Here is a 17,892-nt window from a genome sequence, read left to right on the forward strand (position 1 = left end):
GGAGCGCCCTTGACGCGCCGGCCCGCCCCGGAAGGACGATGAGACGGACGGGAAATCACCAAATCCCTCCCTGATGCGGATCAGCTAAGGCCCCGCACCTCCGACCCCGCCCCGCCCCGCCCCGCCCCCCTACGCCAGCTGGACCACCGCGCGGGACATGCCGAGGACCTTTTGGCCCGCGCTCATCGCCGTCAGGTCCACCCGTACGCGGTTGTCGTCCAGCTTGGCGGCGACCTTGGCGGTTACCTCGATCAGTGCGCCCTGGTCGTCGTTCGGGACCACCACCGGCTTGGTGAAGCGGACGCCGTACTCGACGACCGCGCCCGGGTCACCTATCCAGTCGGTCACGACGCGGATCGCCTCGGCCATGGTGAACATGCCGTGCGCGATCACGTCCGGCAGTCCGACCTCCTTGGCGAACTTCTCGTTCCAGTGGATCGGGTTGAAGTCACCCGACGCACCGGCGTAGCGGACCAGTGTGGCCCGCGTGACGGGGAAGGAGGCGGCGGGCAGCTCGGTGCCGACCTCGACGTCCGCGTACTGGATCTGGGCGGTCATCTCAGGCCTCCTCGGGGGCGCGGGACACGAGCTTGGTCCACGCGGTCACCACGTGCTCGCCGGACTCTTCGTGGACTTCACCGCGGATGTCGATGATGTCGTTGCCCGCGAGCGACTTCACGGCTTCGATCGTGGAGGTGACGCGCAGCCGGTCTCCGGCCCGCACGGGCCGGACGTACGCGAACTTCTGGTCGCCGTGCACGACGCGGCTGTAGTCCAGCCCCAGCTGCGGGTCCGCGATGACCTGGCCGGCGGCCGCGAACGTGATGGCGAACACGAACGTCGGCGGGGCGATCACGTCCTGGTGACCGAACGCCTTGGCGGCCTCGGGGTCGGTGTAGACGGGATTTTCGTCACCCACCGCTACCGCGAATTCGCGGATCTTCTCCCGGCCGACCTCGTAGGGATCGGTGGGCGGGTAGGTCCGCCCCACGAAGGTCTGGTCGAGGGCCATGGCTCACTACCTCCTGTTGAAGGGACACGAAAAGTCTACGGACGGGGAGGAAAAGATCACGTCGGTCAGCGATCAAGACCCTCGGCGGAAACGACACGAGGCCGCCCCCCAATGAAGGGGGCGACCTCATGACGGTGCCTATATTCGAGACTTCGCCAGGATCAGCGGGTCTCGCGGTGCGCGGTGTGCGAGTTGCAACGCGGGCAGTGCTTCTTCATCTCCATGCGGTCCGGGTTGTTACGCCGGTTCTTCTTGGTGATGTAGTTCCGCTCCTTGCACTCCACGCAGGCCAGCGTGATCTTCGGGCGGACGTCGGTGGCAGCCACGTGAGTGCTCCTTGACGGACAATTGGGACGGATGAACGCATACAAGAGTAGCCGACCGGGAGACCGACCCCGCAATCGGCTACTGTGTGTAGCGGCGACCGGACTTGAACCGGTGACACAGCGATTATGAGCCGCTTGCTCTACCGACTGAGCTACGCCGCTTTGATGTGATCGACTCCCCACCCGAGGGTGGGGAACCTCTCTCACCAGAGCCCCAATGCGGAATCGAACCGCAGACCTTCTCCTTACCATGGAGACGCTCTACCGACTGAGCTATTGGGGCGAGCGATGAAGACATTACACGGTTGCCCGCCGATCGCCCAAATCCTTTGGGGGGACTGGGCTCGGGCGCCCCGCCCCCGACATTCCCCGACGGCCCTCCACCCCCGCCAAGCCCACTTTTCGCCCTAAATGTGTCCGGGGTCACAAAGTCGGCACCCCCTCCGTACCCCCTCCACGCCCCCCTCCGCATCCCCTCGGCACGCCACTCCGCCCTCACACACCACACCGGTACGACTATTGCGCTCCTCCGCGACCCGGAGTGCCCCGCGCCCTAGGCTCTGAGCACGCTGCGTGATCTTGGGCCGCGGGCTGCGGCCACGGCACAGGAACCGCCCGAGCCCCCGCAGGAGCGCGATGTCCGACAGCCAGCCGCCGCAGCCGTCCCCCGCCCCGCGCAACCCCGCCGGGGGTCCGGCCCGCGAGCCCGTCGAGGGCGCCGCGCGGCATCCCGCCCCGGCTCGGGCCCGTGACCCCTTCGCCAGCCCCCCGCCCGAGGCCGCCGGGCTGCTCCTCTCCGGGGCCCGCCTCACCGACGGCCGTACCGTGGACGTGCGGCTCAGCGGTGGCCGCATCCAGGCCGTCGGCACCGCGGGCAGCCTCCCCGCGCCCGCCCTGGCCCGGGTCGACCTGCGCGGGTACCTGCTCCTGCCCGCCCCCGCCGAGCCGCACGCCCACGGGGACACCGCCCTCACCGCCGACGCCGAGGGGCCCGTCTCCTACGCCCCCGACGAGGTGCAGCGCCGGGCCACCGAGGCGGCCCTGCTCCAGCTCGGCCACGGCGCCACGGCCGTGCGCTCCCACGTCCGGATCGGGGACGTGCACGGCCTGGGCCCCATGGAGGCGGTGCTCCAGGCCCGCCGCTCGCTGCGCGGCCTGGCCGACCTGACCACCGTCGCCGTCCCCCGGCTGCTGACCGGGGCGGCGGGCGCCGACGGGCTGGCCATGCTGCGCGACGCCGTCAAGATGGGCGCCTCCGTGATCGGCGGCTGCCCCGACCTGGACCCGGACCCCACGGGCTTCCTCGAAGCCGTCCTGGAGCTGGCCGCCGAGCACGGCTGCCCCGTCGACCTGCACACGGACGGTGACGACCCGGGCCGGCTGGCCCGCCTCGCCGCGATGGCCGGCGGGCTGCGGCCCGGGGTGACCATCGGGCCCTGCGGCGGCCTGTCCCGGCTGCCGCTGGACGCCGCCGCCCGGGCCGCCGATCAGCTCGCGGCGGCCGGGGTGCGCGTCACCTGCCTGCCCCAAGGGGACTGCGCCGCCCTGGAGCGGCGCGGCCTGCGCACCGCCCCCGTACGGCTCCTGCGGGCGGCCGGGGTCCGGGTCGCGGCGGGCAGCGGGGCGCTGCGGGACGCCGGGAACCCGGTCGGCCGGGGCGACCCGCTCGAAGCCGCGTACCTGCTCGCCTCCCAGGGCGGCCTGCGCGCCCCGGAGGCCTACCAGGCGGTGAGCACCGCCGCCCGGGAGGCCATGGGTCTGCCGGAGGTGCGGGTGGAGGCGGGCTTCCCGGCGGAGCTGCTGGCCGTGCGCGGGGAACGGATCGCCGGGGTGCTGTCCCTCGCATACAGCCGGATCGTGATCCACCGGGGGCGGGTGGTAGCCCGGACGAGTGCCGTACGGGAGTACTGCGACTCGGCGGTCGCGGTGGCCCTGGACCTGCCCCGGCAGGGCCGTACCGAGCCCGGCCCCTGAGCGGGCGCCGGGCGTTCGCGGGCGGGGGCGCCCGGCTCGTCGTACCGTCGGGGCATGCGCATCGTCATCGCGGGTGGACACGGTCAGATCGCGCTGCGGCTGGAGCGCCTGCTCGCCGCACGCGGGTACGAGGTCGCGGGCATCATCCGGGACCCGGAGCAGGGCGCGGACCTGCGGGAGGCCGGCGCGGAACCGGTGCTGTGCGACCTGGAGTCCGCCTCGGTCGAGCACGTGGCCGGGATCCTGCACGGCGCGGACGTGGCGGTGTTCGCGGCCGGGGCCGGCCCGGGCAGCGGCGTCGACCGTAAGGACACCGTGGACCGGGGCGCGGCGGTGCTGTTCGCGGACGCCGCCGAACGGGCTCGGGTGCGGCGCTTCCTGATGGTCTCCTCGATGGGCGCCGACGCCCGGCACGAGGGGGATGAGGTGTTCGACTTCTACCTGCGGGCCAAGGGCGAGGCCGATGAGCACCTGCGGACACGGCTGGGGCTGGAGTGGACGATCCTGCGTCCGGGCGGGCTGACCGATGACGCCGGGAGCGGGCTGGTCCGGCTGGAGGCGCGCACCGGCCGGGGTACGGTGCCGCGCGACGACGTGGCGGCGGTCCTGGCGGAGCTGGTGGAAACTCCGGCGACGGCGGGGCTGACCCTGGAGCTGGTGTCGGGCTCGACGCCGGTGTCGGTGGCGGTGAAGGACGTGGCGGGCAACTGACCCTTGGGCGCGGGGGCTCATCCGGCCCGCCCGACCGGCCGCCCCCTGCCTGCCCCGACTCCCCGCCCCGACCGCCCGTCAGAAGCCGGACCGCACCGTGTCGTCGGTGCGGCCGACGGCCGCCTGCCGGAACTGGTCGCGGTAGGCCCGCCGGACGCGTTCGACGCGGGCGCCGCGCTCCGCGGCCTCGCTCTCGGGGTAGAGCAGGGCGACCTCGTACGTGGTCTCGTGGACGAGCGCACCGTCCTGGCCCCGCCGCTGCCCGCGTCCGTCACGGACGGTCAGTCCTTCGGGGAAGGCGGGGGTGACCTCCCGGTCCAGGAACCGCCTGAACTCGGCTTCGGCGACGGGCCCCCGGCCGCCGGGGCGTTCGGCGGTGAAGGAGAGCCGGGTTTCCCGGTAGGGCTCGCCGGTCGGGTCGTGCAGTGCCGCTCCCAGCAGGGCCGGGATGCCCGCGCCGAGCAGGGCGACCAGTACCCCGCCTCCGGCTTTCCCTCGTCTGTCCGATGTCCATGTCACGCCCCGAGAACGACGGTCCGCCCTCATCGGTGCGCGGGAGTGGCCCGATAGGGTCACCCGGAATCGGCCGCAGGGGGCGGCCGTACGAGGTGTACCGGGGTGGGGGCATGGGCGAGGGCGACTGGCGGCTCGGCGCGGCGGAGGGTGGCCGGCTCGCCGCCCGGTGGTGGAAGTGGGCCCTGTCCGCGCCGGTCGACGAGAGCCCCGTGGCCGATACGACGGGGGCCTACGCCGGATGGCGCCAGCCGGCCGGCCTCTGGTTCCTGGCGGGCAGCTTCGGCGGCCGGGTGGTGCGGCGGTGCGCCGTCCCGGCGGGGCGGCGGCTGTTCTTCCCGGTGCTGAACACGCAGCGCCCCGCGGTGCCGTTCGTCACGCAGCCCTGGCGGCTGGAGACCACCCGGGCCTCGGCCGCCCTGAACGGCACTCCCCTGCCGCTGCGCGAGTTCTCCTCGAAGCCCTTCCAGAGCGGGGGCATACCCCGGGTGGCGTGGGGACTGTGGTGCGCTCTCGCGCCCCTGTCGCCGGGCCATTTCGTGCTGGAAATAGACGCCGCGGCCACGAACGGCTTCTGGCTGAACACCACGTACCACCTGACGGTGACCGACCCGGTCCCGTAGCCGCATGCGAAGAAACCCCCGCCCCTGCGTTTCCGCAGATGAACGGGGGTTCCACTCGCGTGGCGGCGCCAGGATTCGAACCTGGGTAGGCTAAGCCGACGGATTTACAGTCCGCTCCCATTGGCCACTCGGGCACACCGCCATGGGATGTCGCCCAGTTCCTTCGCCTTGCGGCGTTGTTCTGCGGCAACGACGTAAACGATACCCGATGCCCGGGGGTGGTTCGCCACCGGATTGATCAGCGCCCCGCGCGGGTGCGGTGGCTAGGCTTTGCCGAGCGGGCCGGGGTTGTCCGGCCGCGCCCTCCGGGGCACACCACAGCCGACTTCAAGGAGCCACAGCACATGGCCGACTCCAGTTTCGACATCGTCTCGAAGGTCGAGCGGCAGGAGGTCGACAACGCCCTCAACCAGTCCGCGAAGGAGCTCTCGCAGCGCTACGACTTCAAGGGCACGGGCGCGTCGATCGCCTGGTCCGGCGAGAAGATCCTGATGGAGGCGAACTCCGAGGAGCGCGTCAAGGCCGTCCTCGACGTGTTCGAGACCAAGCTGGTCAAGCGCGGCATCTCGCTCAAGGCGCTCGACGCCGGTGAGCCGCAGCTGTCCGGCAAGGAGTACAAGATCTTCGCGACGATCGAGGAGGGCATCTCCCAGGAGAACGCCAAGAAGGTCGCGAAGATCATCCGGGACGAGGGCCCCAAGGGCGTCAAGGCCCAGGTCCAGGGCGAGGAGCTGCGCGTCAGCTCCAAGAGCCGCGACGACCTCCAGGCCATCCAGGCCCTCCTCAAGGGCAAGGACCTGGACTTCGCGATCCAGTTCGTGAACTACCGCTGATCCACCGCCGCCCGGCACACCGGGCATGCCGGATGCGCCGGACGCGCTGACGAGCGGAACCGCGGGGCACAGCGGGGGCGGATCGCCGAGGCCTTCCTCGGCGGCCGCCCGTGCTGTGCCCTTCGTCGTACCCGCGCGTGGAGGTGTGTGCCCGGCGTGAGCGGCGCGTGCTCCTTCGCGGGATCCTCGTGGTCACTAGGCGCCGACCCGTGCGCCCGTCACGCTGGGTGAACCATCGTTCACCGTGTGACAGGGGGTTCCCGCATGCCTGGGGCCGGCAGTTTCCGTGCGGACTTCGGGGCGTCCGTCGTCGTCGCGCTGGTCGCGCTACCGCTGTGCGTGGGGGTGTCGGTCGCCTCCGGGGTGCCGGCCGAGCTGGGAATCGTCACCGGGGTGGTCGGCGGGCTGGTCACCGGCTGGTTCCGGGGCAGCGCGCTCCAGGTCAGCGGTCCCGCCGCCGGGCTGACCGTGCTCGTCTACGAAGCGGTGGGCACCTTCGGGCTGCCCGCGCTCGGGGTACTGGTGCTGGCCGCCGGGCTGCTCCAGCTGGGCATGGGCGTGCTGCGGCTCGGGCGGTGGTTCCGGGCGATCTCCCTGGCCGTCGTGCACGGGATGCTGGCCGGGATCGGGCTGGTGCTGATCACCGGGCAGCTCTACGCCCTGAGCGGGGTCGAGGCGCCGGGCCCGACCCTGGCCAAGCTGGGCGGGATGCACGAGCTGGGGGCCCGGGCGGACTGGGGCGCCGTCGCCCTGGGGGCCGGGACCGTCGCGGTGCTGGTGGTGTGGCGCCGGCTGCCGTCGCGGCTGCGGCTGGTGCCGGGCGCGCTCGTCGCCGTGGCCGCCGCCACCCTCGCGGCGCGGGTGCTGCGGCTGCCGGTGGAACGGGTGCGGGTGACCGGGGTGCTGACCGCCGTGGCTCCGCCGGGCTGGGCCGACTTCGGGGCGCTGGCCTCCGTGGGGGCCGTCGGGAGCGTGATCGCGCTCGCGCTGATCGCCTCCGCCGAGACCCTCTTCAGTGCCGCGGCCGTCGACCGGATGCACGACGGGCCGCGTACCGACTACGACCGGGAGCTGATCGCCCAGGGGGTCGGCAACACCGTCTGCGGTGTGCTCGGGGCGCTGCCGATGACCGCCGTCATCGTGCGCAGCGCGGCCAATGTGGAGGCCGGGGCGCGGACCCGGGCCTCCCGGATCCTGCACGGGGGCTGGCTGTTGCTGTTCGCGGCGGTGTTCCCGCGGGCGCTGGAGGTGGTGCCGCTGGCGGCGCTGGCCGGGGTGCTGCTGCATGCCGGCTGGAAGCTGCTGCCGGTGCGGGCGGTGGCCGCACTGTGGCGGACGCACCGGGGGGAGGCGGTGGTCCTGGTGGTGCCGGCCGTCGCGATCGTGGCGACCAGTCTCTTCGAGGGGGTGCTGGTGGGGCTGGGGCTCGCCGTCGCCAAGGCGGCCTGGGAGACCTCCCACGTCCACGTCGAGGAGGTCTGGGAGGGTGAGGAGCTGTGCGTACGGGTCCTGGGGAACGCCAGCTTCCTGAGGCTCCCGAAGCTGCTGGACTCGTTGGAGGCGGTGCCGCACGCGGCGTCGGTGCGGCTCGATCTGAGCGGGCTGCGGCACATGGACCACGCCTGCCTGACGGCCTTGGAGGGGTGGGAACTCACACGGACGCCGCTGCCCGGCCGCGAAGGCGTCGTCTAGCCCGGCTCCCGGTCACCCCTCCCCCGGAGTGGCGGGGGCCGGCTACGCGATGGCGAACGTTTCGCGCGGGCTCTCTCTTGAGCTGTCAAGGAGCGAGCCGTGGCAGCCGTGCGGCTGTCTGGCGGGGTGCCGCCCGCCTGCGCGCCGCCCGTGTCGCGGCGGCGACGGGGGCGTCGGTGGGGGCGCTGGGCGTGGTGGGGCGGCTGGACTGCCCTGAGCCGCCCCCGAGTTCATATGCGGGTCGTCGGCAGGGCCCCTGGAGCCGGCGCGGCGGGTATGGACGCGGACCGGCCTGCCTCCCCGCCGCCCAGGGGGGCCGGGAGGGGCGCTCCCGACCCGCGCGTGGAGTGGCGTACGGGCCGGGCGACTTGCTGGGGCAACCGCTCTGTCTCGTTCATGCGCCCATCGTCGCGCACCCCTGCGACAGCCCGCCAGGCCTGTGGATAACTCCGGTCAGCGGGAGGCGAAAGGGGCGTCCGTCGGGACGATTTCGCGGCCCAGCGGGAGCAGGGAGAGCGGCACCATCTTGAAGTTGGCGATGCCGAAGGGGATCCCGATGATCGTGACGCAGAGGGCGAGGCCGGTGACGATGTGGCCGATGGCGAGCCACCAGCCGGCGAGCAGCAGCCACAGGACGTTGCCCACGCAGGAGCCGGCGCCCGCGTCGCGGCGCTCGACAGTGGTGTAGCCGAAGGGCCAGAGGGCGTACACGGCGATGCGGAAGGCCGCGATGCCGAACGGGATGCCGATGATGGTGACGCACAGCAGCACACCGGCGAGGCAGTAGCCGAGGAAGAGCCAGATGCCGCTGAGCACGAGCCAGATGACGTTCAGGATGGTTTTCACTGGCTGCGTCCTGCCATCTGTTCGAGCCGGGCGATGCGCTCGGCCATCGGAGGGTGCGTCGAGAACATCTTGGACAGTCCGTCGCCCGGGCGGAAGGGGTTGGCGATCATCATGTGGCTCGCCGTCTCGATACGGGGCTCGGGGGGCAGCGGGAGCTGCTTGGTGCCCGCGTCGAGCTTACGCAGGGCGCTCGCCAGGGCCAGCGGGTCACCGGTGAGCTGGGCTCCGGAGGCGTCCGCCTGGTACTCGCGCGAGCGGCTGATGGCGAGCTGGATCACGGAGGCGGCCAGCGGGCCGAGAATCATGATCAGCAGCATGCCGAAGAGGCCGGGGCCCTCGTCGTCATTGGAACGGCCGAAGGGGATCAGCCAGGCGAAGTTGACCAGGAACATGATCACGGAGGCGAGCGCTCCGGCGACCGACGAGATCAGGATGTCGCGGTTGTAGACGTGGCTCAGCTCGTGGCCGATGACCCCGCGCAGCTCGCGCTCGTCGAGGATCCGCAGGATGCCCTCGGTGCAGCAGACGGCGGCGTTGCGCGGGTTGCGTCCGGTGGCGAAGGCGTTGGGGGCCTCGGTCGGGGAGATGTAGAGCCGTGGCATGGGCTGGCGGGCGGAGGTGGAGAGCTCGCGCACCATGCGGTAGAGCGCGGGGGCCTCGAATTCGCTGACCGGGCGGGCGCGCATCGCGCGTAGAGCGAGCTTGTCGCTGTTCCAGTACGCGTACGCGTTCGTGCCCAGGGCGACGAGGACGGCGATGATCAGGCCGCCCCGCCCGAAGAAGCTTCCGATGAGGATGATGAGTGCGGACAGCCCGCCGAGGAGTACGGCGGTCTTCAGCCCGTTGTGCCGGCGGTGCACGGTACGCCCTCCAAATGGTGCGCAGGGGACCCCGTCCAGGAGTGGAGGGTCTTCGGTCCAGTGGACCCTTCCTTCCTGGTCAACGCGAGGTGGGCGCGTCTGGTTCCCCGGGCACGGCCGGGCCCCCGCCCCCGGGGCGGGCGGCGGGGGCGGGCGGCGGGGGTTGCTCCGTACGGGTTACGGCGTACGGGTCACCGCGTACGGCTACTGCGGGAAGAGTGTGCCGGCGGCGAAGCGGAGGACGAGCTGCGGGGCGCCCGAGAGGACCAGGGCGGTGACGGCGGTGAGGGCGATCGCCGCGGTGACCGGCCGGGGGGCCTTCGTCCGTACGAGCCTCGGCGCGCCCTCCGCGTCCGGCGCGTCCTCGGCGGGACGGAACAGGAGCGCCGTCCAGCGCAGGTAGTAGTACAGGGCGACGACGACGTTGACGGCCATCACCACCGCGAGCCAGCCGAGACCGGCGTCGACGGCGGAGCGGAAGACGGTGACCTTGGCGAAGAGGCCGATGATGCCCGGCGGCAGGCCGGCCAGGCAGAGCAGGAAGAAGGCCAGCGCGAGGGCGGCGAAGGGCCGCTCGGCGTACAGGCCGCGGTAGTCGCTGACGCGGTGCAGCGGCTTCGTACGGGCGACCAGCGCGGCCACGGAGAAGGCGCCGAGGTTCACCGCGCCGTACATCAGCGCGTAGGCGACGGTGGAGCCGATCTGGTCGCGGTCGGTGTACGCGGCCGCGGCGATCGGGACCAGCAGGTAGCCGGCCTGGCCGACCGAGGACCAGGCGAGGAGCCGTACGGCGCTGTTCGGGCGGTCCGGGGACTGGCGCAGGGCGGCGGCGTTGCCGAGGGTCATGGTGAGCGCGGCGAGGACGGCGAGGGCGGGGCCCCAGATGTCGGAGTACGCCGGGAAGGCGATCACGGTGACGAGGATCAGGCCGGTGAAGCCGACGGCCTTGCCGATCACGGAGAGGTAGCCGGCGATGGGCAGCGGAGCGCCCACGTAGGTGTCCGGGACCCAGAAGTGGAAGGGCACGGCGGCGGTCTTGAAGGCGAAGCCGACGAGGGTGAGGGCGACGCCGGCCATGGCGAGGGTGCCGAGCTGCCCGGGGACGTCTTCGAGCCGGCCGGCGACCTGGGTGAGGTGCAGGGAGCCGGTGGCCGCGTAGACGAAGCTGACGCCCATGAGGGACACGGCGGTGGCGGTGACGGAGGACAGGAAGAACTTCAGGGCGGCCTCGGAGGAGAGCCGGTCGCCGCGCCGCATGCCGACGAGGGCGAAGGCGGGCAGCGAGGCGACTTCGAGGGCGACGATGAGGGTGGCGAGGTCGCGGGCGGCGGGCAGCAGGGCCGCGCCGGCGGCGGAGGAGAGCAGCAGGAACCAGTACTCACCGGCGGGCATGCGCGTCTCGCGGACGACGGTGACCGACAGCAGGGCGGTGACCAGGGCGCCGGCCAGGACGAGGAACTGGATGACGAGCGCGAAGTGGTCGGCGGTGTAACTGCAGGCGCCCGGGTCCGAGGTGAGGCAGAAGGTGGCGCGGTCCCCGGCGCGCAGCGGCAGCAGGGCGGCGGTCGCGGCGGCCAGGCCGGCCACCGAGATCCAGCCGAGGACCGGCTTGCGGCGTTCGGCGACGAACAGGTCGGCGACGAGGACGATCAGGGCGACGGCGGCGGGGATGACCACGGGCGCGATCGCGAGCCAGTCGACGGACTGGACGAGGCTGGGGGTGGCGGCGGCGAGGGCCGTCGGGGCCGTCATGCGTTGCCTCCTGCGAGGAGCTTCTGGACGGCCGGGTCGGTGAGGCCGAGGAGCACCGCGGGCCACAGGCCCGCGAGGACGGTGAGGGCGACGAGCGGGGTCCAGGCGGCGAACTCGTAGTGCTGGACGTCCTTGAGGGTGACCTCGGGGCCGGACTTCGGGTCGCCCATGCAGACCCGCCGCACCACGATCAGCAGGTACGCGGCGGTCAGCAGGGTGCCGAACGCGCCGACGGCCATGTAGGTGAGGAAGGCGGGGCGGGAGAGGCCCCGGGCGGGGTCGAACGCGCCGAAGAGGGCGAGCATCTCGCCCCAGAAGCCGGCCAGGCCGGGCAGGCCGAGGGAGGCGACGGCGGCGAAGGCGAGGAGGGCGCCGAGGCGGGGGGCGCGGCCGTAGAGGGCGGCGCCGGTCGCGCCGGCGAGGGTGTCGAGGTCGGCGGTGCCGTAACGGTCCTTGAGGGCGCCGACCAGGAAGAAGAGGAGGCCGGTGATCAGGCCGTGGGCGATGTTGGCGAAGAGCGCGCCGTTGACGCCGGTGGGGGTCATGGACGCGATGCCGAGGAGGACGAAGCCCATGTGCCCGACGGAGGAGTACGCGATCAGGCGCTTGAGGTCGCCCTTGTTGCCCTTGCGGGCGAGGGCCAGGCAGGCGAGGGATCCGTAGACGATGCCGACGGCGGCGAAGGCGCCGAGGTACGGGGCGAAGGTGCGCATGCCGTCGGGGGTGACCGGCAGCAGGATGCGGACGAACCCGTACGTGCCCATCTTCAGCATGACGCCCGCCAGCAGCACCGATCCGGCGGTGGGGGCGGCGGTGTGGGCATCCGGCAGCCAGCTGTGCAGGGGCCACATCGGGGTCTTCACGGCGAGGCCGGTGCCGATGGCGAGGACGGCGATGAGCTGGGTGGTGTGGGTCAGTCCGCGGCCGTTGTCAGAGGCGAGTGCCACCATGTCGAAAGTGCCGCTGTTCAGTCCGATCAGCAGCAGTCCGAGGAGCATGACCACGGATCCGAGGAGGGTGTAGAGGATGAACTTCCAGGCGGCCGCCTGCCGCTGAGCACCACCCCAGCGGGCGATGAGGAAGTACATCGGGATGAGGACCATCTCGAAGGCGAGGAAGAACAGCAGCAGGTCGAGGACCGCGAAGGTCGCCAGGGTGCCGGACTCCAGGACCAGGAGCAGGGCGACGAAGGCCTTCGCGGAGGGGCCCTCGGGGAGCTTGAAGTAGCTGTACACCGCGCAGAGGAAGAACAGCAGCGCGGTCATCAGGAGGAGGGGGAGCGAGATGCCGTCGACGCCGAGGTGGATCCGGATGTTCAGCGCCTGGATCCAGCTGATGTCCGTCGTCGCCTGGAAGCGGGACGGGGCGTCGCGGTCGAAGCCCAGGGTGAGGGCGATGGCCGCGGCGAGGATGACGCCGGTGACGGTGACGCCGTGGCGGAGCACGGCCTGTTCGGGGCTCTTGCCCTTGAGCCCGGGCGGGGCCGGCAGGAGGGCCGCGACGGCTCCGAGGAGGGGGGCGGCGACGATGAACGCCAGAAGGAACTGCATCACGGACGGGCTGATATCGATCACGGCTGACTCTCGGCTCACGATCCGGCGTTGACGTTGGCGAGGACGGCCGTGGCGATCGCCAGGACCACGGCGCCGGCGAGCAGGGCGCTCAGGTAGCTCTGCACGTTGCCGGTCTGGGCCCGGCGGACGAGGCTGCCGAGCAGCCGGGGGCCGGCGCCCGCGCCGCGGACGTACGTGTCCACGACCTCGCGGTCCAGGAAGCGGACCAGGCTCGCGGCCGCGCGGACGGGGCGGACGAAGAGCCGGTCGTAGACGGCGTCGAGGTGGAAGCCGTCGGCGGCGTGCCGGTGCAGGGGGCCCAGCAGCGCGCGGCCGGGGTCGGGGGCCGGGCCGGCGGGGACGGCCGGGTGGTCGTGGGTGACCTCGGCGACCTCGGGGGTTTCGGCGGCGGACTCGGCGGCGGCCGTGGCGGCGGACCGGGCGGCCGTGACGGCGGCGGGGGCGGTCGTGGCCGCCGCTAGGGCGGTCGCGTCGGCCGGGGAGACGGTCGTATCCGCCGGGATGGCCGTCGTGCCAGGGGTAGCCGTCATGCCGGGGGTAGCCGTCATGCCGGGGGTAGCCGTCGTGCCGGGGGTGGCTGCTGAGAGGGCCTGGGCGCGGGCGGTGGCGGCGGTCTGGGCCGTGGCGCGCTGCCAGAGGGCGTAGGTGAGCATGACGCCGATGAGGGCGGCGCCCGTGCCGAGGACCGAGGTGGTCACGGACGGGGTGAGTGCCCTGCCGTCGAACCAGTCGGCGAGGGGGCCCGCGGCGAGGCCGAAGGCGGTGGTGGGGATCGCCAGCAGCCACAGCACGCCGGTCATGGCGACGGGCTGCCTGCCGTGGTCGGGGGCGGCGGCGCCCCGGCCGCGGAAGGCCATCAGCCACAGCCGGGTGGCGTAGGCGGCGGTGAGCAGGGCCGTCAGCACGCCGGCGACCAGGACCAGCCAGCCGGCGGCGCTGGGGGCGATGTCGGAGTGGCCGCCGGCGGCGTGCTCGGCGGCGACGAGGACGGCTTCCTTGGAGAAGAAGCCGGCGAAGGGCGGGATGGCGGCGAGCGCGAGCAGCGCGATCGTCATCGTCCAGAAGGCGTCGGGGACGCGCTTGGACAGGCCGTCCATGCGGGACATGGCGGCCAGGGAGTTCGTCCCGGCGGCGTGGATGATCACGCCCGCGCCGAGGAAGAGGAGCGCCTTGAAGGCGCCGTGGGACAGGAGGTGGAAGACGGCGGCGCCGCGGTCGCCGACGGCCAGGGCCCCGGTCATGTAGCCGAGCTGGCCGACCGTGGAGTAGGCGAGGACGCGCTTGATGTCGTCCTGGGCGAGGGCGGCGAGGGCGGAGCCGACCATGGTGACGGCCGCCATGACGGCCATGACCACCAGTGCGGCGCGGGAGGCCGCGAAGACGGGCAGGAGGCGGGCGACGAAGTAGACGCCGGCGGCGACCATCGTCGCGGCGTGGATCAGCGCGGAGACCGGGGTGGGGCCGGCCATGGCGTCGGGGAGCCAGGTGTGCAGCGGGAACTGCGCGGACTTCCCGGCGACGCCCGCGAGCAGGAGCAGCGCGATCAGCGTCGGGTGGTCGAGGCCGCCGGAGGCGACGGCGCCGAGGATCTTGGTGATCCGGAAGGAGCCGGCGTCGGCGGCGAGCGCGAACAGCCCGATGAGGAAGGGCACGTCGCCGAGCTTGGTGACGAGGAAGGCCTTCAGGGAGGCGGAGCGGGCCGCCTCGGTCTCCCAGTAGTGGCCGACGAGGAAGTAGGAGCAGATGCCCATGACCTCCCAGCCGACCAGCAGCACCATCAGATCGCCGGAGTAGACGACGAGCAGCATGGCGGAGGTGAAGAGGGAGACGAGCGCCGCGTAGGAGGGGTAGCGGGGGTCCTCGCGGAGGTAGGCCGTCGAGTAGAGCTGAACGCAGGTGGCGACGACTCCGACGAGGACGGCGACGAGGGCGGCGAAGCCGTCCAGGTGGAGCGAGAGGTCGATCGGCACGGAGCCGGTCGGGGTCAGCTCGGTGGCGGTGTCGATCGCCGCGCCGCCGCCCTGGCGGACGGCGACGCACACGGCCAGTACGGCGGCGGCCAGCGTCGGCAGGATGGCGAGCGGGCGGACGAAGCCGGGGGCGGTCCGGCCGAGGAGCAGGCCTGCCACCGCGCCGAGGAAGGGCAGGAGGGGGACGAGGACCGCGAGGGTCGTGGTGCTCACGCGGCGACCTCCGGCCGGGTGGTGGTGTCGTCGGACCGGGTGCCGGTGCCGTCGTGGCCCTCGGCGGTGTCGCGCAGCCTGTCGACGTCCGAGGTGCCCCGGTTGCGGTAGACCGTGAGGACGATCGCGAGGCCGATGCCGATCTCGGCGGCGGCGATGGCGATCGTGAACAGGGTGAGTGCCTGGCCGGCGTGCAGCGTGTCGCGCAGCCAGACGTCGAAGGCCACCAGGTTGAGGTTGACGGCGTTGAGCATCAGCTCGACGGACATCAGGACCAGGATGGCGTTGCGGCGGGCGAGCACTCCGTAGAGGCCGGTGGCGAAGAGCAGGACCGCCAGGACGGCGGGGTAGGCGAGGTGCATCAGCGCGGTCCCTTCCCGCTGCGGCCGTCGGTGTCACCGGTGGGGAGGGGCCGGTCGCCGGCGTCGCGGGCGGCGGCTTCGGCTTCGGCCTCGGCTTCTTCGGCGGGGGTGGTGCGGCGGGAGAGGACGATCGCGCCGATCAGGGCGGCGAGGAGGAGCACGGAGAGCGCCTCGAAGGGCAGCACCCAGTGCTGGAAGAGGATCTCGCCGGAGACCTTGGTGGAGCCCTGGGCGGGCCCGTCGAGGTCGATCCAGGTGGTGCGGAAGGCGTCGACGACCACCCAGACGAGGGCGGCACCCGCGACGCCGGCGACACCGAGGGCGACCCACCGGTTGCCGGAGTCGGCGTCCGGGGAGCGGCCGATCGGGGCCCTGGTGAGCATCAGCCCGAAGAGGAGGAGGACGACCACGGAGCCGAGGTAGATCAGGACCTGGACCCAGGCGATGAACTCGGCGGTCAGCAGCAGGTACTCGACGGCGATCCCGCCGAGGGCCACGACCAGCCAGAGGGCGGCGTGCACGAGCTGCTTGGTGGTGACCGTGATGACGGCCGCGCCGAGGGTGGCGAGGCCGACGAGGACGAAGGCGATCTCGACGCCGGTCGGCGAGAGGAAGCCGTGGCCCGCGGCGGCTGCCAGGGGGGCGGTTGCGGGGCTCACGCGTCGGCCTCCGGGGTGGTCGGGGGCGTGCCGTCCGGGGTGTCCGCGGCTGCGGCGGCCCGGGCGGCCGCCGCGGCGGCTTCGGCCTTCTCCACGGCCTTGCGGGCGGCGGCGATCTCCTTGGGCTCCTCGGCGGCCGGGTCCAGGGCGGGCGGGGCCGGCACGGTCCACATCCACTCGCGCAGCTTGTCGCGCTCGTGGGTGAGGTCGTGGATGTCGGTCTCCGCGTACTCGAACTCCGGCGACCAGAACAGGGCGTCGAAGGGGCACACCTCGATGCAGATGCCGCAGTACATGCAGAGGGAGAAGTCGATGGCGAAGCGGTCGAGGACGTTGCGGCTGCGCTCGCGGCCGCCCGGGGCGGCGGCGGGCACCGTCTCCTTGTGGGAGTCGATGTAGATGCACCAGTCGGGGCACTCGCGGGCGCACAGCATGCAGACCGTGCAGTTCTCCTCGAACAGGCCGATGACCCCGCGGCTGCGGGGCGGGAGCTCGGGCTGTGTCTCGGGGTACTGGGCGGTGTGCGCGCGCTTGGTCATCGTGCGCAGGGTGACGGCCAGGCCCTTGGCGAGGCCGGATCCGGGGATCGGGGGCATTACTGGATCGCCACCTTCACGATGCCGGTGAGCGCGATCTGGGCGAGCGCGAGGGGGATGAGTACGGTCCAGGCGAGCTTCTGGAGCTGGTCCTCGCGCAGTCGCGGGTAGCTCACGCGGAGCCAGATGACGACGAACGCGAGGACGGCGACCTTGAGGAGGGTCCAGACCCAGCCGAGGCCGTCGCCGCCGAAGGGGCCGTGCCAGCCGCCGAGGAACAGGACCGTGGTGAGGCCGCAGAGGACGACGATGCCGGCGTACTCGGCGAGCAGGAACAGCGCGAAGCGCAGGCCGGTGTACTCGGTGTACGCGCCGAAGATGATCTCGGAGTCGGCGACGGGCATGTCGAAGGGGGGCCGCTGGAGTTCGGCGAGGCCGGCGGTGAAGAAGACCAGCGCGCCGATGATCTGCCAGGGCAGCCACCACCACTGGAAGGCGTCCAGGATGCCGGGGAGGGACACGGTCCCGGCGGCCATCGCCACGGAGGCGGCGGCGAGCAGCATGGGCAGCTCGTACGCGAGGAGCTGGGCGGCGGTACGGAGGCCGCCGAGCAGGGAGAACTTGTTGGCGGAGGCCCAGCCGCCCATGAGGGAGCCGAGGACGCCGATGCCCATGACGGCGAGCGCGAAGAAGAGGCCGGCGTCGATGACGGCCCCGACGGCGCCGTCGCCGGGGCCGATGGGGATGGCGAGGAGCACGAGGAGGTAGGGGAGCAGCGCGACGGCGGGGGCGAGCTGGAAGATCCGCCGGTCGGCGTTGGCCGGGACGATGTCCTCCTTCTGCGCGAACTTGACTCCGTCGGCGACGAGCTGGGCCCAGCCGTGGAAGCCGCCGGCGTACATGGGGCCGAGGCGGCCCTGCATGTGCGCCATCACCTTGTGCTCGGTCTGCCCTACGACGAGGGGGAGCACGAGGAAGACGGCGAAGACGACGATCAGTCGCAGGGCGACGTCGAGGGCGTCGTTCACGCGTCGCCTCCGGTGGGGGTGTGGGGATCGGGGTCGGGGTCTGGCGGGGTGGCGGGGGGCTCCCCGGGCTCCTCGAAGGCGGGCTTCGGGTGGTGCCACGGAGCGTCTTCGCTTCGCGGAGCCGGGCGGCGGGGCGCCGGGCCTGCGGGGGGTTCCGCTGCCGGGGGCGCCTGGCTGGCCGAGCCGTCCGACACCGAGCGAGTACGGCGCGCCGGGCGCGGGGCCTCCGGGGCGGAGGCGGCCTCGGCGGACGAGGACTCACCCGCCGGAGGCGTCTGGCTGGTCGAGCCGTCCGCGACCGAGCGGGTACGGCGCGCCGGGCGCGGGCCCTCCGGGGCCGGAGCCTCCCCCGCCGGGGGCGCCTGGCTGGCCGAGCCGTCCGACACCGAGCGAGTACGGCGCGCCGGG

General features: G+C 72.8%; 18 protein-coding genes and 3 tRNA genes. 5 read left to right on the forward strand and 16 right to left on the reverse strand.

Going from position 1 to position 17,892, the window contains the following annotated elements; all coding sequences use genetic code 11:
* Positions 1-129 precede the first annotated feature (129 nt).
* The 5 genes from ACZ6ZT_RS33735 to ACZ6ZT_RS33755 all read right to left on the reverse strand — a co-directional run bounded on the left by ACZ6ZT_RS33735 (position 130) and on the right by ACZ6ZT_RS33755 (position 1,621).
* Complete coding sequence (locus ACZ6ZT_RS33735) at positions 130-558, reverse strand: MaoC family dehydratase (protein ID WP_469724185.1); 429 nt, start codon at positions 556-558, stop codon at positions 130-132.
* Position 559: 1 nt separating this feature from the next.
* A complete protein-coding gene (locus ACZ6ZT_RS33740) occupies positions 560-1,012 on the reverse strand; it encodes an FAS1-like dehydratase domain-containing protein (RefSeq protein WP_469724187.1) in 453 nt (150 codons plus the stop codon).
* A gap of 161 nt (positions 1,013-1,173) precedes the next feature.
* Positions 1,174-1,338, reverse strand: coding sequence for a 50S ribosomal protein L33 (gene rpmG, locus ACZ6ZT_RS33745; protein WP_007265873.1), 165 nt, complete (start codon positions 1,336-1,338; stop codon positions 1,174-1,176).
* An 89-nt stretch (positions 1,339-1,427) separates the two neighbouring features.
* A tRNA-Met gene (locus ACZ6ZT_RS33750) sits at positions 1,428-1,500 on the reverse strand.
* 48 nt (positions 1,501-1,548) lie between these two features.
* A tRNA-Thr gene (locus tag ACZ6ZT_RS33755) sits at positions 1,549-1,621 on the reverse strand.
* Positions 1,622-1,974: 353 nt separating this feature from the next.
* Here ACZ6ZT_RS33755 and ACZ6ZT_RS33760 point away from each other — a divergent pair.
* Both ACZ6ZT_RS33760 and ACZ6ZT_RS33765 read left to right on the forward strand, forming a co-directional pair.
* Positions 1,975-3,312 (forward strand): amidohydrolase family protein, encoded by a 1,338-nt coding sequence (locus ACZ6ZT_RS33760; RefSeq protein WP_469724188.1) that lies wholly within the window; start codon positions 1,975-1,977, stop codon positions 3,310-3,312.
* A 54-nt stretch (positions 3,313-3,366) separates the two neighbouring features.
* Positions 3,367-4,023 carry an SDR family oxidoreductase gene (locus ACZ6ZT_RS33765; RefSeq protein ID WP_469724190.1) on the forward strand — a complete coding sequence of 219 codons (657 nt, stop codon included), beginning with the start codon at positions 3,367-3,369 and terminating at the stop codon, positions 4,021-4,023.
* Between the two features lie 78 nt (positions 4,024-4,101).
* Here the strand turns inward: ACZ6ZT_RS33765 and ACZ6ZT_RS33770 are convergent, their stop codons facing one another.
* Positions 4,102-4,542 carry a DUF3574 domain-containing protein gene (locus ACZ6ZT_RS33770; protein WP_469724191.1) on the reverse strand — a complete coding sequence of 147 codons (441 nt, stop codon included), beginning with the start codon at positions 4,540-4,542 and terminating at the stop codon, positions 4,102-4,104.
* A gap of 107 nt (positions 4,543-4,649) precedes the next feature.
* Here ACZ6ZT_RS33770 and ACZ6ZT_RS33775 point away from each other — a divergent pair, with 107 nt between their 5' ends.
* A complete protein-coding gene (locus ACZ6ZT_RS33775; RefSeq protein ID WP_469724192.1) occupies positions 4,650-5,159 on the forward strand; it encodes a hypothetical protein in 510 nt (169 codons plus the stop codon).
* A gap of 60 nt (positions 5,160-5,219) precedes the next feature.
* On the opposite strand, the gene ACZ6ZT_RS33780 is transcribed toward ACZ6ZT_RS33775, so the two are convergent.
* Positions 5,220-5,301, reverse strand: a tRNA-Tyr gene (locus tag ACZ6ZT_RS33780).
* 202 nt (positions 5,302-5,503) lie between these two features.
* On the opposite strand from ACZ6ZT_RS33780, the gene ACZ6ZT_RS33785 reads away from it, so the two are divergent.
* Both ACZ6ZT_RS33785 and ACZ6ZT_RS33790 read left to right on the forward strand, forming a co-directional pair.
* Positions 5,504-5,992 carry a YajQ family cyclic di-GMP-binding protein gene (locus tag ACZ6ZT_RS33785; RefSeq protein ID WP_281204205.1) on the forward strand — a complete coding sequence of 163 codons (489 nt, stop codon included), beginning with the start codon at positions 5,504-5,506 and terminating at the stop codon, positions 5,990-5,992.
* A 264-nt stretch (positions 5,993-6,256) separates the two neighbouring features.
* On the forward strand, positions 6,257-7,684 hold the full coding sequence (locus ACZ6ZT_RS33790) for a SulP family inorganic anion transporter (RefSeq protein ID WP_469724194.1): 1,428 nt from the start codon (positions 6,257-6,259) through the stop codon (positions 7,682-7,684).
* 453 nt (positions 7,685-8,137) lie between these two features.
* Here the strand turns inward: ACZ6ZT_RS33790 and ACZ6ZT_RS33795 are convergent, their stop codons facing one another.
* The 9 genes from ACZ6ZT_RS33795 to ACZ6ZT_RS33835 all read right to left on the reverse strand — a co-directional run bounded on the left by ACZ6ZT_RS33795 (position 8,138) and on the right by ACZ6ZT_RS33835 (position 17,484).
* The gene (locus tag ACZ6ZT_RS33795) at positions 8,138-8,530 is read right to left on the reverse strand and encodes a YccF domain-containing protein (protein ID WP_469724196.1); all 393 of its coding nucleotides are present in this window, start codon (positions 8,528-8,530) and stop codon (positions 8,138-8,140) included.
* Positions 8,527-9,390, reverse strand: a complete 864-nt coding sequence (gene htpX, locus ACZ6ZT_RS33800) for a zinc metalloprotease HtpX (RefSeq protein WP_469724198.1) — start codon at positions 9,388-9,390, stop codon at positions 8,527-8,529. Before htpX ends, ACZ6ZT_RS33795 begins: the two co-directional genes overlap by 4 nt.
* 204 nt (positions 9,391-9,594) lie before the next feature.
* Complete coding sequence (locus ACZ6ZT_RS33805; RefSeq protein WP_469724200.1) at positions 9,595-11,142, reverse strand: NADH-quinone oxidoreductase subunit N; 1,548 nt, start codon at positions 11,140-11,142, stop codon at positions 9,595-9,597.
* A complete protein-coding gene (locus ACZ6ZT_RS33810; protein ID WP_469724202.1) occupies positions 11,139-12,692 on the reverse strand; it encodes a complex I subunit 4 family protein in 1,554 nt (517 codons plus the stop codon). The genes ACZ6ZT_RS33805 and ACZ6ZT_RS33810 overlap by 4 nt, the downstream gene beginning before the upstream one ends.
* A 38-nt stretch (positions 12,693-12,730) precedes the next feature.
* The gene (locus tag ACZ6ZT_RS33815) at positions 12,731-14,899 is read right to left on the reverse strand and encodes an NADH-quinone oxidoreductase subunit 5 family protein (protein WP_469724203.1); all 2,169 of its coding nucleotides are present in this window, start codon (positions 14,897-14,899) and stop codon (positions 12,731-12,733) included.
* Positions 14,896-15,261: an NADH-quinone oxidoreductase subunit NuoK gene (gene nuoK, locus ACZ6ZT_RS33820; protein WP_469724205.1), complete on the reverse strand. Its 366-nt coding sequence runs from the start codon at positions 15,259-15,261 to the stop codon at positions 14,896-14,898. The genes ACZ6ZT_RS33815 and nuoK overlap by 4 nt, the downstream gene beginning before the upstream one ends.
* Complete coding sequence (locus tag ACZ6ZT_RS33825; protein WP_469724207.1) at positions 15,261-15,920, reverse strand: NADH-quinone oxidoreductase subunit J family protein; 660 nt, start codon at positions 15,918-15,920, stop codon at positions 15,261-15,263. The genes nuoK and ACZ6ZT_RS33825 overlap by 1 nt, the downstream gene beginning before the upstream one ends.
* Positions 15,917-16,516, reverse strand: a complete 600-nt coding sequence (locus tag ACZ6ZT_RS33830) for a NuoI/complex I 23 kDa subunit family protein (protein WP_469724208.1) — start codon at positions 16,514-16,516, stop codon at positions 15,917-15,919. Before ACZ6ZT_RS33830 ends, ACZ6ZT_RS33825 begins: the two co-directional genes overlap by 4 nt.
* The gene (locus ACZ6ZT_RS33835; protein ID WP_469724210.1) at positions 16,516-17,484 is read right to left on the reverse strand and encodes a complex I subunit 1/NuoH family protein; all 969 of its coding nucleotides are present in this window, start codon (positions 17,482-17,484) and stop codon (positions 16,516-16,518) included. The genes ACZ6ZT_RS33830 and ACZ6ZT_RS33835 overlap by 1 nt, the downstream gene beginning before the upstream one ends.
* Between the last annotated feature and the right edge of the window lie 408 nt (positions 17,485-17,892).

The organism is Streptomyces sp. NPDC102258 (genome assembly GCF_055584685.1).